The sequence below is a fragment of the Rhodococcus sp. NPDC060084 genome (assembly GCF_042730335.1).
In the GTDB taxonomy this organism is placed as follows: Bacteria; Actinomycetota; Actinomycetes; order Mycobacteriales; family Mycobacteriaceae; genus Rhodococcus.
This window is the reverse complement of record NZ_JBHWWX010000016.1, coordinates 25,739-41,148: the sequence shown is the minus strand read 5'-3', so window position 1 is coordinate 41,148 and position 15,410 is coordinate 25,739. Positions and strand designations below refer to the sequence as shown.

At 68.4% G+C, this 15,410-nt stretch carries 13 protein-coding genes; 5 read left to right on the top strand and 8 right to left on the bottom strand.

The features are described from left to right. Nucleotides 1–48: 48 nt before the first annotated feature. Both ACFWBU_RS11160 and ACFWBU_RS11155 read right to left on the bottom strand, forming a co-directional pair. On the bottom strand, nucleotides 49–705 hold the full coding sequence (locus ACFWBU_RS11160; protein WP_169652410.1) for an O-methyltransferase: 657 nt from the start codon (nucleotides 703–705) through the stop codon (nucleotides 49–51). 35 nt (nucleotides 706–740) lie between these two features. Beyond that, complete coding sequence (locus ACFWBU_RS11155) at nucleotides 741–2,474, bottom strand: proline--tRNA ligase (RefSeq protein ID WP_169620583.1); 1,734 nt, start codon at nucleotides 2,472–2,474, stop codon at nucleotides 741–743. 53 nt (nucleotides 2,475–2,527) lie between these two features. Here ACFWBU_RS11155 and yaaA point away from each other — a divergent pair, with 53 nt between their 5' ends. Then, nucleotides 2,528–3,271, top strand: a complete 744-nt coding sequence (gene yaaA, locus ACFWBU_RS11150; protein WP_296550880.1) for a peroxide stress protein YaaA — start codon at nucleotides 2,528–2,530, stop codon at nucleotides 3,269–3,271. Nucleotides 3,272–3,314: 43 nt separating this feature from the next. Here the strand turns inward: yaaA and ACFWBU_RS11145 are convergent, their stop codons facing one another. From ACFWBU_RS11145 to mqo, 3 genes are all read right to left on the bottom strand, one after another. Further along, nucleotides 3,315–4,763 (bottom strand): MFS transporter, encoded by a 1,449-nt coding sequence (locus ACFWBU_RS11145; RefSeq protein ID WP_378528296.1) that lies wholly within the window; start codon nucleotides 4,761–4,763, stop codon nucleotides 3,315–3,317. Nucleotides 4,764–4,822: 59 nt separating this feature from the next. Then, entirely contained in the window at nucleotides 4,823–6,061 is a 1,239-nt protein-coding gene (gene cobA / locus ACFWBU_RS11140) for a uroporphyrinogen-III C-methyltransferase (RefSeq protein WP_378528279.1), read from the bottom strand. 125 nt (nucleotides 6,062–6,186) lie between these two features. Then, on the bottom strand, nucleotides 6,187–7,704 hold the full coding sequence (gene mqo / locus ACFWBU_RS11135; protein ID WP_378528295.1) for a malate dehydrogenase (quinone): 1,518 nt from the start codon (nucleotides 7,702–7,704) through the stop codon (nucleotides 6,187–6,189). A 231-nt stretch (nucleotides 7,705–7,935) separates the two neighbouring features. On the opposite strand from mqo, the gene ACFWBU_RS11130 reads away from it, so the two are divergent. Further along, nucleotides 7,936–9,000 carry an alpha/beta hydrolase gene (locus ACFWBU_RS11130; RefSeq protein ID WP_378528278.1) on the top strand — a complete coding sequence of 355 codons (1,065 nt, stop codon included), beginning with the start codon at nucleotides 7,936–7,938 and terminating at the stop codon, nucleotides 8,998–9,000. After that, complete coding sequence (mtr, locus tag ACFWBU_RS11125) at nucleotides 8,997–10,370, top strand: mycothione reductase (protein ID WP_169620578.1); 1,374 nt, start codon at nucleotides 8,997–8,999, stop codon at nucleotides 10,368–10,370. Before ACFWBU_RS11130 ends, mtr begins: the two co-directional genes overlap by 4 nt. Nucleotides 10,371–10,429: 59 nt before the next feature. Here mtr and ACFWBU_RS11120 read toward each other — a convergent pair whose 3' ends face one another. After that, nucleotides 10,430–10,996, bottom strand: a complete 567-nt coding sequence (locus tag ACFWBU_RS11120) for an alpha/beta fold hydrolase (RefSeq protein WP_206036770.1) — start codon at nucleotides 10,994–10,996, stop codon at nucleotides 10,430–10,432. Nucleotides 10,997–11,142: 146 nt separating this feature from the next. Between ACFWBU_RS11120 and ACFWBU_RS11115 the strand changes: the two genes are divergently transcribed. After that, nucleotides 11,143–11,757, top strand: a complete 615-nt coding sequence (locus ACFWBU_RS11115; protein WP_169620577.1) for a DUF1360 domain-containing protein — start codon at nucleotides 11,143–11,145, stop codon at nucleotides 11,755–11,757. A gap of 46 nt (nucleotides 11,758–11,803) precedes the next feature. Here the strand turns inward: ACFWBU_RS11115 and map are convergent, their stop codons facing one another. Together map and ACFWBU_RS11105 are read right to left on the bottom strand one after the other, a co-directional pair. Then, a complete protein-coding gene (map, locus tag ACFWBU_RS11110) occupies nucleotides 11,804–12,661 on the bottom strand; it encodes a type I methionyl aminopeptidase (protein WP_169620576.1) in 858 nt (285 codons plus the stop codon). Between the two features lie 117 nt (nucleotides 12,662–12,778). Further along, the gene (locus ACFWBU_RS11105) at nucleotides 12,779–14,407 is read right to left on the bottom strand and encodes an AMP-binding protein (protein ID WP_169620575.1); all 1,629 of its coding nucleotides are present in this window, start codon (nucleotides 14,405–14,407) and stop codon (nucleotides 12,779–12,781) included. Between the two features lie 113 nt (nucleotides 14,408–14,520). Between ACFWBU_RS11105 and ACFWBU_RS11100 the strand changes: the two genes are divergently transcribed. Further along, on the top strand, nucleotides 14,521–15,378 hold the full coding sequence (locus ACFWBU_RS11100; protein ID WP_169620574.1) for a LuxR C-terminal-related transcriptional regulator: 858 nt from the start codon (nucleotides 14,521–14,523) through the stop codon (nucleotides 15,376–15,378). Nucleotides 15,379–15,410 lie beyond the last annotated feature (32 nt).

Sequence of the window (15,410 nt, the reverse complement as noted above, 5' to 3'; positions counted from 1 at the left end):
GTGCCGGGCGCCACCGATTTTCTGCCGGACCGGCGGTCCCGGCTACGGCTACTGCTCGACGACCAGTGCCAACGCGAAACCGTCCCAGCCCTTGACCCCGACGGTCTGCAACGCCGTGGCGTCGAGACGAGGTTCGGCCGCCAGCACGGCGAGCAGTTCCCGCGACGCGCGGACCTTCGAGTCGTCGTCCTCCGGATCGCTGATCGCGCCGGCGCGGACCACGTTGTCGACCACGATCACCGTGCCTGGACGTGACAACCGCAACGCCTCGCGCACGTAGTTGCTGTTGTTCTCCTTGTCGGCGTCGATGAACACCAGGTCGAACGGTCCTTCGAGGTGCGGGAGCGTGTCGAGCGCCGGGCCGACGCGAATGTCGACGCGCGCTCCGACGCCGGCCTGGTCGAGGTTGGCACGCGCCACCTCGGCGTGCCGGGGTTCGTACTCGAGGGTCGTCACGTGTCCCGACTCGCCGACCGCGCGTGCCAGCCAGATCGCCGAGTACCCGCCGAGCGTGCCGATCTCGAGCACCCGGCGGGCACCTCGGATTCGGGCCAGCAGGTACAGGAACTTGCCCTGAACCGGCGCGACGTCGATGGGCCTCAGTCCCGCCTCCGCGTTCGCCTCGAGGGCGGCGTCGAGGGCGGGATCGTCGCCGATGAGGAAATCGGCGAGATAGGTGTCGGTCGCGCTCCAGTTCTCGGACATGGGCCCATTCTGGCCCACCGGCTCCGGGTATGCGATCAGCGCCCGAGGATCTCCCGCACCGCCTCGCCCACCGGCACCTCGCTCGACTCTCCGGTGAGGCGGTTGCGCACTTCGACGTTGCCGTCGGCGAATCCGCGTCCCACCACGACGACCAGGGGCATCCCGAGCAGTTCCGAATCCTTGAACTTCACACCGGGCGACGCCTTGCGATCGTCGAACAGCACGTCCAGGCCGGCGTTCGAAAGTTCCTCGACGAGGTTTTCCGCCCCGGCGCGAGCCTGCTCGTCCTTGTTGGCGATGACGACGTGCACGTCGAACGGCGCGACCTCGGACGGCCAGCGCAGGCCCTTCTCGTCGTGCTGCTGCTCGGCGATCACCGCGACCAGGCGGGACACGCCGACGCCGTACGAGCCCATCGTGGGGCGCACCGGCTTGCCGTTCTCGTTGAGCACATCGACGGCGAACGCGTCGGTGTACTTGCGGCCGAGCTGGAAGACGTGGCCGATCTCGATGCCACGGGCGGACACCAAGGGGCCGGCACCGTCCGGCGACGGGTCACCGTCGCGGACCTCTGCGGCCTCGACGGTGCCGTCGGCGACGAAGTCACGACCGGCGACGAGCCCGAAGACGTGCTTGCCGTTCTCGTCCGCGCCGGTGATCCATGCCGTTCCGTCGACCACGCGCGGGTCGACGAGGTAACGGACGCCGTTGGCGAGCAGCGCCTTCGGGCCGATGTAGCCCTTGACGAGGAACGGGTTGGCGGCGAAATCGGACTCGTCGAGCAGCGCGACCTCCGCCGGCTCGAACGACGCCTCGAGACGCTTGTCGTCGACCTCGCGGTCTCCCGGGATGCCGATTCCGACCAGTTCCCACTCTCCGCCGGGCTGCCGCACCTTGACGAGGATGTTCTTCAGGGTTTCGGAGGCGTCGACGTCACGGCCGAGGATCTCGGTGGCCACCTCGACGAGCGAACCGATCGTCGGGGTGTCCGGCGTGTCGTGGACGACCGCGTCCGGCAGTCCGTCGAACGGAATCGGTGCGGGGGCGAGCGTCTTGACGGCCTCGACGTTGGCGGCGTAACCGGACTCGACGCACCGGACGTAGGTGTCCTCCCCGACCTCGCTCTCGGCCAGGAACTCCTCCGAAGCACTGCCGCCCATGGCGCCCGACGTCGCGGACACGATCACATACTTCACGCCCAGGCGGGCGAAGATCCGCTCGTAGGCGTCGCGGTGTGCCTGGTACGACTGCGCGAGGCCCTCGTCCGTGAGATCGAAGCTGTACGAGTCCTTCATCACGAACTCGCGGCCGCGCAGGATGCCGGCGCGGGGGCGCTCCTCGTCGCGGTACTTGGTCTGCACCTGGTAGAGGGTGACCGGGAAGTCCTTGTAGGAGTTGTACTCACCCTTGACGGTGAGCGCGAACAGTTCCTCGTGCGTGGGCCCGAGCAGGTAGTCGTTGCCCTTGCGGTCCTGGAGACGGAACAGTCCGGCGCCGTACTCGGTCCAGCGGTTCGACGTCTCGTAGGGCTCGCGCGGCAGCAACGCGGGCAGGGAGATCTCCTGCGCTCCGATGCTGTTCATCTCCTCGCGGACCACCCGCTCGACCTGACGCAGCACCTTGAGCCCCAGTGGCAGCCACGAGTAGATGCCCGGCGCGATGCGCCGCACGTACCCGGCCCGGACGAGCAGTTTGTGGCTGGCGACCTCGGCATCGGCCGGGTCGTCGCGGAGAGTGCGGAGGAACAGGTGCGACATGCGAGTGATCACGGTCGATGAGCCTACCGCTCGCCGGAATCGGGCCCTCGGTACGGTGGGCTGTTGTGCTGGTGCTTCTCCCCCCTTCCGAAACCAAATCCACCGGCGGCGACGGCGGGCCGCTGGATCTCGGCGACCTCTCGATGCCGCAGCTGACCGAGACCCGCGAGCTGCTCGTCCGGGCTCTGGTCGAGCTCGCCGCCGATTACGACGCGTCGAGCCGGGCGCTCGGCCTGGGCGCGAACGGAGCAGACGAGATCGAACGCAACGCCAAGTTGTGGGTCTCCCCCACCCGTCCCGCACTCGAGCGGTACACCGGGGTGCTGTTCGACGCCCTCGACGCCGCACGCTTCACGAAGGTGCAGCGCGAGAAGGCGTACCGGCGACTGGCTGTCGGCTCGGCGCTGTTCGGTGCCGTGCGTGCGAGCGACCCCATTCCGGCCTACCGCCTCTCGGGTGGCTCGAAGCTTCCCGGGTTCGGCACCCTCGCGGCGTTGTGGCGGCCCGAGTTGACCGACGCGCTCGTCGCCGAGGCGGCAGGTGACCTCGTCGTCGATCTCCGTTCGGGTGCCTATCAGCAACTCGGCCCGGTTCCCGGCGCGATCACCGCGACGGTGCTGACGGAAAAGCCCGACGGCACCCGCTCGGTCGTGAGCCATTTCAACAAGCACCACAAGGGGCTCCTCGCCCGCGCGCTGGTGCAGACCCGGGCCGAGCCGGCCGATGTGCGTGGTCTCGCGCGCGTGGCGTCGAAGGCCGGACTGCGGGTGGAGATCGCCTCCCCGACGGAACTGGTCGTCCTCACCTGACCCGGACTCCCGGCGCGACGCGCCGGGAGTCATGGGTGACACCTCACCCGGACTGAGCGGACTTCTCGGCTTCCTGCGCCTGGGCCACCTCTTCGGAGGTGAACCGGATGAACAACGCCGCGATGCCGGCGATCACCGCGCACGCGGCGCATCCGACGAGGGCGAACATGTATCCCTCACCCTGCGCGGTGAGTTGCGCGGCGGTCATGTCCGCGACCGCGCCGGACGTGCCTCCGAGCGACATCGTCTTCGAGGTGGCCAGCGCGCCGATGACGGCGAGGCCGAGCGGTCCGCCGAGCGTCTGCGCGACCTGCGCGATGGCGGACAGCGGCCCGATCTCGTGCGCGCCGACGCCCGCGATGGCGCACAGCGGAAGCGGAACCACGGCCAGACCCACTCCGAACCCGACGACCAGCACCAGCACGAACAGCGTCGGGAAGTACCGCACCGTCTCGTCCATCGTCGACCCGTAGAGCAGGCTCAGGGTCATGATGACGGCACCGGTGACCACGAGCCATCGGGGCTGCACCCGCGCCGCGAGCTTGGACGAGGCCGCGGCCGCTCCCCCGAGACCGAATGCGAACGGCACGAACGCGAGGCCCGCCTGCAGCGGTGTGTAACCGAGGACGTCCTGCACGAACAGCGCGACGAACGCCGCGAGGCTGAACATCACCGCGCCGGCGAAGAAGATCGCCACGAAGGTCGCCACGCGGTTCTTGTTGCGGAACAGCACGAAGGGCAGGAGGGGGTTCTCGGCACGGCGCTCGACCAGCAGGAAGATCCCGAGCAGGACGACGCCGGCGGCGAGCGCACCGATCACCGCGGCGCTGCCCCAGCCGAGTTCGGGACCTTCGGTGAGGCCGAACACGATGCCGGTGCATCCGAGCGTCGCAAGTATGGCACCCGGAACGTCCAGCGCCAGACGTTCGGACGACGTTTCGCGCAATGCACCGAGGGCCAGTACGACGATCACGACACCGATCGGGACGTTGATGAGGAAGATCCATCGCCACGACACCTGCGTCAGCGCCCCACCCAGGATGAGACCTGCGATCGATCCGACACCGGTCATCGCCGCGAAGACCGCAATGGCCCGGTTACGGGCGGGACCGGCGGCGAACGTGGTCGCCACGAGCGCGAGCGCCGTCGGTGACGCGATCGCGGCGCCGACTCCCTGGAGCGCACGCGCACCGATGAGCATCGCCTCGTTGGTGGCCAGACCGCACAGCAGCGACGCGAACGTGAACAGGCCCACGCCGGCGATGAACATCCGTTTGCGCCCGAAGCTGTCTCCGAGGCGGCCGCCGAGCAGCATCAGCCCACCGAACGCGAGCGCGTACGCGGTGAGGACCCAATTCCGGCCGGCGTCGGACAACCCGAGTTCCGCCTGCAGTGGAGCGAGAGCAAGGTTGGCAACGGTGCCGTCGAGCACCACCATGAGCTGCAATCCGCTGAGGACCAGGGTGGCCAGAGCGAGTGCGCGAGCGGTCATGGGGTGCGCGGCGCCGGAGGCGTGTGCGGTATCCGAGGTGTGTGCCACGGGGTCCAACGTTACCGACCTTCCGGACCGAACCCGGCGACCGGACCGATGACGATGATGGCGGGTGGACGGGTCCCCTCTTCGCGGACCCGGGCGGCGACGTTGCCGAGATCGGTCCGGAGCACCCGCTGGGTGGCCAGGGTTCCTTCCTGAACCACCACCACCGGGGTGTCGACGGGCCGGCCCCCGGCCGTCAGGGCGTCGGCGAACTTCTCGATGCGTTCGACGGCCATGAGCAGCACGAGCGTCCCCCGGAGTTTCGCGAGGGCACTCCAGTCGGTGAGCGAATCGGGATGGTCGGGCGCGACGTGCCCGCTCACCACGACGAACTCGTGTGTCACCCCGCGATGGGTCAGCGGAACACCCGCGGCGGCCGGCACCGAGATCGCGCTGGTGATGCCCGGGACGACCGTCACCGGTATTCCGGCGGCGGTGCACGCCTCGAGCTCTTCGTATCCCCGTCCGAAGACGTAGGGGTCGCCACCTTTGAGCCGGACCACGAACTTTCCGGCCTTCGCCCGATCGATCAGGGTGTCGTTGATGACCTGCTGCGCCATCGCGCGGCCGTACGGCAGCTTGGCCGCGTCGATCACCTCGACGTGCGGATCCAGTTCGGCGAGGAGTTCCTGGGGGGCGAGATGATCCGCCACCACCACATCGGCACGGGCCAGCAACCGGCGGCCCCGGACGGTGATGAGGTCCGGATCACCGGGTCCACCGCCGACCAGCGCCACGCCGGTCGGCTTCTGCGCCGCGTCGTCGGCGACCTCGGACAGCGCCGCGCCCGCGAGGGCGTCCCGGATGGAGGTGCGCACTGCCGCGGACCTGCGATGGTCGCCGCCGGCGAGGACTCCGACGGAAAGCCCGTCGTAGCGAGCGGTCGCGGGTGTGACGGCACTACCTTCGCGTGCGCTGTCGGCGCGCACGCAGAAGATCCGGCGGCGTTCCGCCTCGGCGACGATGGCGGCGTTGGTCTCGGGCTCGTCGGTGCAGGCCATCGCGTACCAGGCGTCTTCGAGGTCGCCGTCGCGGTAGTCGCGGACGTCGAGCGAGAGGCGGCCCTTCGTGGCCATGCTCTCCACCGCGGGTGTGGCGGCCCGTGCCACGACGTGGACATCGGCGCCCGAGGCCGCCAGCAGGCCCAGACGACGTTGCGCAACGCTGCCGCCGCCCACGACCACCACACGTCGTCCCCGAAGGTCGAGCCCCACCAGGTAATTGGTCTCGTCGTCGGCTACCGGCACCGGCATTCCCCATCTCTCGTGTCGAAGCGAACCGTCGAGAGATCAACCCCGGGAGCGCTCCTCGTCTCGCCCGCCCGTCGCGGACGAGTGCAGCCCGGCTCGGAGCCGGGCCGCCATATCCGTGCCGCGGATCAGACCGCGGCGGCTTCCATGGGTGCGACCTGACCGCGACCCGGAACGACGTCGAGCTGAAGCGTCTTGGTGGTGTGGTCCCACACCTGACGGAACAGATCCTGGTTCTCGGTGAGCTTGACCCCGAGGGAGGGGACCATCTCCCGGAGCTTGGGCTGCCATGCGGCCCACTGCTGCGGGAAGCAGCGTTCGAGGACGTCGAGCATCGCGGGGACCGCGGTGGACGCACCCGGCGACGCTCCGAGCAGACCCGCGATCGAACCGTCCGCAGCGCTGACCACGGCGGTACCGAACTCGAGCACGCCGCCCGCGCCCTTACGGCGGATCACCTGCACGCGCTGGCCGGCGACGATCAGCTCCCAGTCTTCGAGTCGTGCCTCGGGCGCGAACTCCGCGAGGGTGCCGATGCGATCGGCGGGCGACTGGGTGAGCTCACCGACGAGGTACTTGACCAGGCCGAGTTCGGTCACGCCCACTCCGAGCATCGACATCAGGTTGTTCGGCTTGACCGACTTGGGCAGGTCCATGATGCCGCCCTGCTTGAGGAACTTGGGCGACCATCCGGCGTACGGCCCGAACAGCAGACCCTGCTTCCCGCCGATCACGCGGGTGTCGAGGTGAGGCACCGACATCGGGGGCGCGCCCACCGCGGCCTTGCCGTACACCTTGGCGCTGTGACGAGCGATCACCTCGGGGTTGGTGCAGCGCAGGAAGGCACCCGACACGGGGAATCCGCCGAAGCCCTTGGCCTCGCTGATGCCGGACTTCTGCAGGAGGTGGAGGGCACCGCCACCCGCGCCGACGAAGACGAACTTGGCGTGGACCTTGCGGGACTCGCCCGTGCGGCGGTTGCGCACCTTGACGATCCAGCTGCCGTCGGACTGCTTGCTGATGTCGGTGACCTCGTGGCCGAAGAAGACCGTGCCACCCGAGGCCGCCACATTGTTGATGAGCTGCTTGGTGAGGGCACCGAAGTCGACGTCGGTTCCCGTCTCGGTCCAGTTCAGCGCGACGGGGTCGGAGAAGTCCCGGCCGGCGGCCATGAGCGGCAGCCGCTCGGCGAAGAACTCGGGGCTCTCGGAGTACTCCATGCCCGCGAACAGCGGATGGCCCGCGAGGGCGTCGTACCGGGCACGCAGGTACTTCACGTCGTCCGCGCCGTGCACGAAGCTCACGTGCGGGATCGGGTTGATGAAATCCTTGGGGTCGCTCAGGATGCCGTTGTCGACCGCGTACGACCAGAACTGGCGCGAAACCTGGAACTGCTCGTTGACGTTGACCGCTTTGGCGATCTCCACCGAGCCGTCGGGCTTGCCCGGCGTGTAATTCAACTCACACAGCGCCGAGTGGCCGGTACCCGCGTTGTTCCACGGGTCGCTGCTCTCCGCCGCCGCGGCGTCGAGCCGCTCGAAGGCGGTGATCGACCAGTCGGGCTGGAGCTGACGCATCAGCGCGCCGAGGGTCGCGCTCATGATGCCGGCGCCCACGAGCACTACATCGGTTTTCGCCTCTACCATGTTCTCTGACACGGGGAAATCGACTTCCTTGTCTGTTCGCACGCGCCGTCGCGCCTTCGCGCACCGCTTACGTGAGTGTCCCGAACGCGCCCGCACACAATCCCCGATTTCAGGATTCGTCCGCAGCCGCGCGACTGCGACGCACAGGTTACCCGGGCGTATACCGGCTCTTCATTTTCACCTCATTGTCTACCCGCAGCACCCCCCGCCGAACCCTCCTAGAGTGTGATAGTGACTACTTGGCAGCCCGACATCCTGGGCGACGGATACGAGCAACTCGTGTTGCCGCTGGGCGACGACCCGGACGGTGAGGGCGACATCACCGCGACCCTGGTGCGATATCAACCCGCCACCGGCGCGGTGGGCGAGCCGAGCGCGCTGCCCCATCGCGCGGTTCTCTACGTTCACGGCTTCACCGACTACTTCTTCCAACAGCACCTCGCCGAGCATTTCGCCGCGCAGGGGTATCGGTTCTTCGCACTCGACCTCCGAAAATGCGGACGCTCGCGCGCCCCGGGCCAAACGCCCCACTTCGTCACCGACCTCGAGTATTACGACCAGGAACTCGACGAAGCGCTGCGCATCGTCTCGGCCGAGGTCTCCGGGGGCGGCGTCGTACTGGCCGCGCACTCCACGGGTGGCCTCGTGCTTCCGCTGTGGCTCGACCGCCTGCAGCGTCGCCCCGGCGGATCGGCCTCGGCCGGGGTGAGCGGGCTCATCCTCAACAGTCCGTGGTTCGACCTGCAGGGCCCGTCGTATCTGCGCAACGTCGGTACCGCCGCGATCGACGTGCTCGGACGCGTTCGCCCACACTCCGCCGTGCCCGGGCGAAAGCTCGACACCTACGGTGTCAGCCTGCAGAACGGCGGCTGGTCCTACGACCTCGACATGAAACCGCTGACCGGATTTCCGATCCGGTTCGGCTGGTTGCGTGCCGTGCGCATCGGGCACGCTCGCCTGCATCGCGGTCTCGATGTCGGGGTGCCGTCGCTGATCCTTCGTTCCGGGGCGTCACGCTTCGCCCCGAAGTACGACGCCACCATCGACACCGTCGATGCGGTCCTCGACGTGCGTCAGATCGCGCGGTGGGCGGGCTGCCTGGGAGACCGCACCACGATCGTGCCGATCGCGGGCGCGCGACACGATGTGTTTCTCTCCACACCGGGGCCCCTGGCTGCGGCATTCCGGGAATTGGACCTGTGGCTGGGATGGTTGAACGGAGACGGAACCGCGGGCGAGCCCGCCGGGGCCGGGGATGTTTCCGCACCGCCACAACCCACGGGAGAACACGCGTGACCCATTACGACCTCGCGATCATCGGCTCCGGATCGGGCAACTCGATCCTCGACGAGCGCTACGACGGCAAACGCGTCGCGTTACTGGAGGCGGGCACCTTCGGTGGCACCTGCCTGAACGTGGGCTGCATCCCCACCAAGATGTACGTGTACGCAGCGGACGTTGCCCGCACCATCCGGTCGGCGCCCAAGTACGGGATCGACGCCACGATCGACGGGATCCGGTGGAACGACATCGTCGACCGGGTCTTCGGCCGCATCGATCCGATTGCCGCGGGCGGTGAGCAGTACCGGCGTGAGGGCTGCGCGAACGTCACGGTGTACGACGGTCATGCACGGTTCGTCGGCGAACGCACGCTCGACACCGGGACCGGCGAGACGATCACCGCCGACCAGATCGTCGTGGCAGCCGGCGCGCGCGCCGAGATCCCGCGGGAAGTGCTCGACGGCGGGGTGACCTACTACACGAGCAACAACATCATGCGGCTCCCGAAGCTCCCCGAATCGATGGTGATTCTCGGAACCGGCTTCATCGCGATGGAGTTCGCCCACGTCTTCTCCGCCCTCGGCACCAGGGTGTCGGTGATCGGGCGGAGCGGCAGACTGCTGCGCCACCTCGACACCGACGTCTCCGAACGCTTCACCGCACTCGCGCAGCAGAAGTGGGACGTCCACCTGGAGAACCCGGCCCGTGCCTTCCGGCCGGTGGGCGACGGAGTGGAAGTCGAACTGGCCGACGGCGCCGTGGTGGCCGGAGACGTGCTGCTCGTCGCGACGGGCCGGCACCCCAACGGCGATCTCCTCGACGTCGCGGCGGCGGGGATCGAACTCGACGCGTCCGGGTCCATCGTCGTCGACGACTTCCAGCGCACAACGGCGGAAGGTGTCTTCGCGCTGGGCGACGTGTCGTCGCCGTACCAGCTCAAGCACGTCGCGAATCACGAAGCGCGTGTCGTGCAGCACAATCTCCTGCACGACGCGTGGGGACCGGACACCTCCGCACTACAGCGCACCGATCACCGGTTCGTGCCTGCCGCGGTGTTCACCGATCCGCAGATCGCGACCGTCGGACTCACCGAGGCGGAGGCCCGCGCCGCGGGATACGACATCTCCGTCAAGATCCAGGACTACGGAAATGTCGCCTACGGCTGGGCGATGGAGGACACCGAGGGGTTCTGCAAGCTGATCGCAGACCGGTCCACCGGCCTGCTTCTCGGTGCCCACATCATCGGTGCGCAGGCATCGACAGTGATCCAGCCGCTCATCCAGGCCATGGTGTTCGGTATCACGGCACAGGACATGGCCACACGCCAGTACTGGATCCATCCGGCACTTCCCGAATTGGTGGAGAACGCACTGCTCGGCCTGTAGAGCCGAACTCCTCCGGCCCTCGCACCCTCCGCGGCTGCGGGGGCCGGATGCGTTGTGGCCTACCAGCTCCCGGTGCGCAACGCGATCGCCGACGCGAACTCTGCCGCTGCCCGTGCGGGCACGTTGTCGATGCTGCCGAGGTCGACCACGCGAAACTCTCCGGTCACGTACCGCATCGAGGCGTCCGCTTCCGGCTTGCGGGCCGGGTCTCCGATCACGATGGTGGTGGGTACTTCCGCCACCGGTGCCGACGCGTCGCGTACGGCGCCGTCGAACATCGGGACGACGGGATGGCCGCGGTCGACCACAACGAGACTCGCGAAGCGGCCGAAGCGGCCGGAAGCGACCGTCCAGGCCATTTCGGCGCCGGCGCCGATGCCGGCGAGGTGCACCCACGGCAGCGACAGTTGATCGAGCACGGCGAAGACGCCGTCCGGAGTCAACCCGTCGAGAGTCTCGGGCACGATCGTGCGCAGATCCGAGTTGTGCAGTCGCTCGCACACCGAGTCGAATACGTCGGCCCGTTCCCCCGCGTCGGGCAGCAGCAGCACGGAGTGCCGGCTGTCCGGTCCGTCGACGCGCACCTCGATCGAACCCGAATCGGTGGTCACCATCGTCGATTCCATGCCCCGAAACGCTACACGTCCCCACGACGACCGGCCCTGCGTCCCGTACCCGGGAAACCCGGACGGGCACGCCCGCCGCTTCTGCGATTTCCCGACGGATCGGTGTCTCCGGGTTTAACCGGATCCGGCCCGGGAAATCGGCCGCTATGACTCCGACGAGCAACGGCGACCGCTCGCCCCGAAACGACCCGTCCGACACCGTGTCCGGCCACGATTCGGTCTCCACCCTCGACCGAACCGCCGAACACCAGGAAGCACACGCACCGGCGACATCGTCGGCACCGGCGAACACCCGACACGAGAACCGCAAGCTCGGTGGCTACGTAGCAACCCTGCTGCTGTACGGGCTGTTCGTGGCGGTGGTGGCCGTCCTGACCGCAGTCACCCCTCGGCGACTGCCGGGACGGCTGACCGTGCGCGACCTCGTCGTCTCCGCCGCCGCGGCCCACAAGTTGTCGAGGACGGTGACCAAGACGTCGGTCACGCGCCCGCTGCGCGCCCCGTTCACGAAGCCCGGTGAAAAAGGCGGCCCCGGCGAGGTCATGGACCGGCCGGCCGGGCGTGCGGGCCTCAAGCACAGCATCGGAGAGTTGCTGACGTGCCCGTTCTGCTTCGACGTGTGGGCGATCACCGCCGTCACGGTGGGCAGGGTGTTCGCACCCGCCGCCACGGTTGTCGTGGTGGATGCACTCACAGCGCTGACGGGCGCAGATTTCCTGCACCTCGCCTACGCCCGCGCACAGCAGATGGCGGAGGGGTGATCCGGCGGGTCGGCGGACCCGGCGACGGGTAGGTGAGACGGCCGGTTTACGGAACCGTCAGAATCTCGGCTCCGGTGTCGGTGACGACGAGCGTGTGCTCGAACTGCGCACTCCACTTGCGGTCCTTGGTGACGACGGTCCAGCCGTCCTCCCAGATCTCGTAGTCCGGAGTGCCGAGATTGATCATCGGCTCGATCGTGAACACCATGCCCGGCTCGAGGACCGTGTCGATGTCGGGGCGGTCGTAGTGGAAGACCACCAGACCGTTGTGGAAGGTCTCACCGATGCCGTGACCGGTGAAATCGCGCACCACCCCGTACCCGAACCGGTTCGCATACGACTCGATGACGCGACCGACCACGTTGAGGGCTCGCCCGGGCGCGACCGCCTTGATCGCCCGGGCTGTGGCCTCGCGGGTACGTTCGACGAGAAGCCGTGCCTCCTCGGACACATCACCGGCGAAGAACGTCGCGTTGGTGTCGCCGTGGACGCCGTGGATGTACGCGGTCACATCGATATTCACGATGTCGCCGTCCTCGATCACCGTGGTGTCGGGGATGCCGTGACAGATCACCTCGTTGAGCGACACGCACACCGACTTCGGAAATCCCCGGTAGCCGAGATCGGACGGGTACGAACCGTGGTCGCACATGTACTCGTGTGCGATGCGGTCGATCTCGTCGGTGGTGACGCCCGGTGCGACGGCTTTACCCGCCTCGATCAGCGCTTGTGCAGCGATCTTCGACGCGATCCGCACCTTCTCGATCGTCTCGGGCGTCTGCACCCACGGCTCGTTGCCCTCGTTCGCGGTCGGCTTCCACACGTATTCGGGACGCTCGATCGACTTGGGTACTTCACGGATCGGTGTCGCGGTTCCGGGGACGAGCGGGGCGCGGGTAGGCATGGAATCAGATTAACCCGCGCGCCGCGCTCGCACCGACACCCCGGCCGAGCCGCGGCCCTCGTTACGGAGTGACGCCCTGACGGCCCTCGTTACGGAGTGACGCCCTGACGGCCCTCGTTACGGAGTGACGCCCTGACGGCGCAGAATGTATCGCTGGACCTTGCCGCTCGGCGTCTTGGGAAGGTGCGGAACGAAATGCACGGTCCGCGGGTAGGCGTGAGCCGCGAACTTCTTCTTCACCAGTTGCTGGAGATCGGCCTCGAGCGCATCGTCGCCCTCGACGCCTTCGCGCACCACGACGAACGCTTCGAGGACCTCCCCGCGAAGTTGGTCGGGCACGCCCACCACCGCAGCCTCCACCACGTCCGGGTGCATCACCAGAACCGATTCCACGTCGAACGGCCCGATGCGGTATCCGGCCATGATGATGACGTCGTCGTCACGTGAGGAGAAGAAGAAGAAACCGTTCTCGTCGACCCGCCCGGCGTCGCCGGTGAGGTACCACCGGCCGTCGTCGCTGAACCGGTCCGCCGTCTTCTCCGGCGCATCGACGTAGCCGGTGAACCACACGAGCGGGCTGGCGGGGACGTCGATCGCCACTCTGCCCACCTCTCCCGGGGCCGCGACCTCGTCGCTGTCGTCGCGCAGTACCGCGCAGGTCCATCCGGGCAGCGGCTTGCCCATCGATTGCGGCGGAACCTGTTCGCGCAGCCCGTCCGCCCAGGCGTCGACCACGAACATGCCGTGCTCGGTCTGGCCGTACTGGTCGCGCACCACGGCACCGAGGGTCTCTTCGGACCACGCCAGCACATCGGGGGTGAGCGGCTCCCCCGCCGACGACGCACGGCGCAGCGTCACCGCGGGATGTGCCGCGGTGTCGGCTCGCAGGCTGCGATAGACGGTGGGCGCGGCAGCGAAGTTCGTGACGCCGAAACGGTCGAGGATCTGCCACGTCAGCGCCGGTGAGAAACCTCCGTGGAGGAGGATGCTGCGGCGTCCCGCCGCGAGCGGGCCGAGTAGGGCGTAGTAGAGGCCGTACGCCCAGCCGGGATCGGCGGCGTTCCAGAACACATCGTCCTCGCGCACGTCGAGCCCGAACTCGAGGTACGCGTGGAAGGACGCGAGGGCCCTGACCGGCACGGGCACGCCCTTCGGGGTGCCGGTCGTGCCCGAGGTGAACAGTTGCACGAGACCACCGGTCCCGCCGACCGCCACCGCCTCGGCACGCGGGTCGTCGGCCGAGTGGGATTCGAGCAGGTCCGCGAAGCGCACACCGACTCCGCTGCTCTCTCCCGCGACCACGACCTGCCACGGAGCGTCGTGCGGCATGTCGTCACCCGGTGCGAGTTTGCCCACCTGATCGCCGTCCGCGACGACGACCCGCGCACCGCCGGCCTGCAACCGGAAAGCGATGGCGGGCGGTGCGAATGCCGTGAACAGCGGGAGGTGGACGGCACCGCGACGCCAGATCCCGAGCAGCGCGACCACCAGGTCGGCGGACTTGCCCATGAGCGTGGCGACGTGGTCACCGGGTTCGACGCCGAGGTGCGCGAGTGCCGCGGCGAAACGCTGCGATCGTTCGCGCAGTTCGCCGTAGGTCAGGTCGGTGGAGGTGAGGTCGGGTTCGATCACGGTGAATGCCACCGCATCCGCGGGATGGTCGTCGCACAGCAACTGCGCAGCGCACGCGTCAGGGGTGTCGTAACGATCCAGCAGTTCCCGAACGCGTGTCGCTGTGTCGACCATCAGGTCCGTCCTCTCCTCGTATCCCGGCGGGCCGCGCTCTACGCGGCACTCGTATGCCTCTATGATCCGAGTCACACATTGGTTCCGATACCCCCGGAAAGGGGTGACATCCGGTGTCGGTCGTCTCATCGCCGCTGCTTCGCCCCCGTGACGGGGATGCACTGCGTCTCGAACTCCGTCGCACCGCCGCGCAGGCACAGGTACCCGTGGTCTTCGCCGGCCAGGTCCAGAACAACGACCTGCATCTGAGCGAGTTCTTCGGGACCCGCACCAACAACCTCGCCGGCGTCGTCGTGCCACCCCGCGCGGGGCTGGGAGGCCGTGTGCTCTCGGAGGGCCGCCCCGTCACCGTGGCCGATTACGGACGCTCGTCGTCGATCACCCACCACTTCGATCGCCCGGTCCTCGGGGAAGGTCTCCGGTCGATCCTGGCGGTGCCGGTGATGGTCGGCGGGGTCGCGCGTGCGGTGTTGTACGGGGCCGCGCGGGAATGCGCACCGCTCGGCGAACGCGCGGTACATGCCTTCGCGCAGACGGCAAGCCGGCTCGCGAACGAAATCGCGGTGCGCGACGAAGTGGACCGGCGGATGGCGATGCTCACGCACCTCGGGCCGAACGGGCACGATCCGGTCGCGACCGCTCATATACGAGAAGTCCACGCCGAGTTGCGCACTCTCGCACGGGATGCCGGCGACGAGCACTTGCAGCGGCGCCTGCGCGAGCTGTCCGAGCGACTGGCGGTCGCGATGGGAGGCACCGAGAAGGGGCGGCCGGAGGTGACGCTCTCGTCCCGCGAGACCGATGTCCTGTCCTACGTCGCCCTCGGGTGCAGCAACGCCGAGATCGCGAGGCGGTTGTCGGTCGGTCCGGAAACGGTCAAGAGCTACCTCCGCAGCGCCATGAGCAAACTCGATGTCCATTCCCGCCACGAAGCGGTGGTCGCCGCGAGAAAATCAGGGCTGCTGCCCTGACCCCTTCGGGTTCCGGATCGGTCGGGCATCGG

Coding starts and splice junctions, on each gene's coding strand:
- ACFWBU_RS11160 (WP_169652410.1), bottom strand. CDS start 705: ATGTCCGAGAACTGGAGCGCGACCGACACCTATCTCGCCGATTTCCTC.
- ACFWBU_RS11145 (WP_378528296.1), bottom strand. CDS start 4,763: ATGACCGCTCGCGCACTCGCTCTGGCCACCCTGGTCCTCAGCGGATTG.
- cobA (WP_378528279.1), bottom strand. CDS start 6,061: ATGCCGGTGCCGGTAGCCGACGACGAGACCAATTACCTGGTGGGGCTC.
- mqo (WP_378528295.1), bottom strand. CDS start 7,704: ATGGTAGAGGCGAAAACCGATGTAGTGCTCGTGGGCGCCGGCATCATG.
- ACFWBU_RS11120 (WP_206036770.1), bottom strand. CDS start 10,996: ATGGAATCGACGATGGTGACCACCGATTCGGGTTCGATCGAGGTGCGC.
- ACFWBU_RS11115 (WP_169620577.1), top strand. CDS start 11,143: ATGACTCCGACGAGCAACGGCGACCGCTCGCCCCGAAACGACCCGTCC.
- map (WP_169620576.1), bottom strand. CDS start 12,661: ATGCCTACCCGCGCCCCGCTCGTCCCCGGAACCGCGACACCGATCCGT.
- ACFWBU_RS11105 (WP_169620575.1), bottom strand. CDS start 14,407: ATGGTCGACACAGCGACACGCGTTCGGGAACTGCTGGATCGTTACGAC.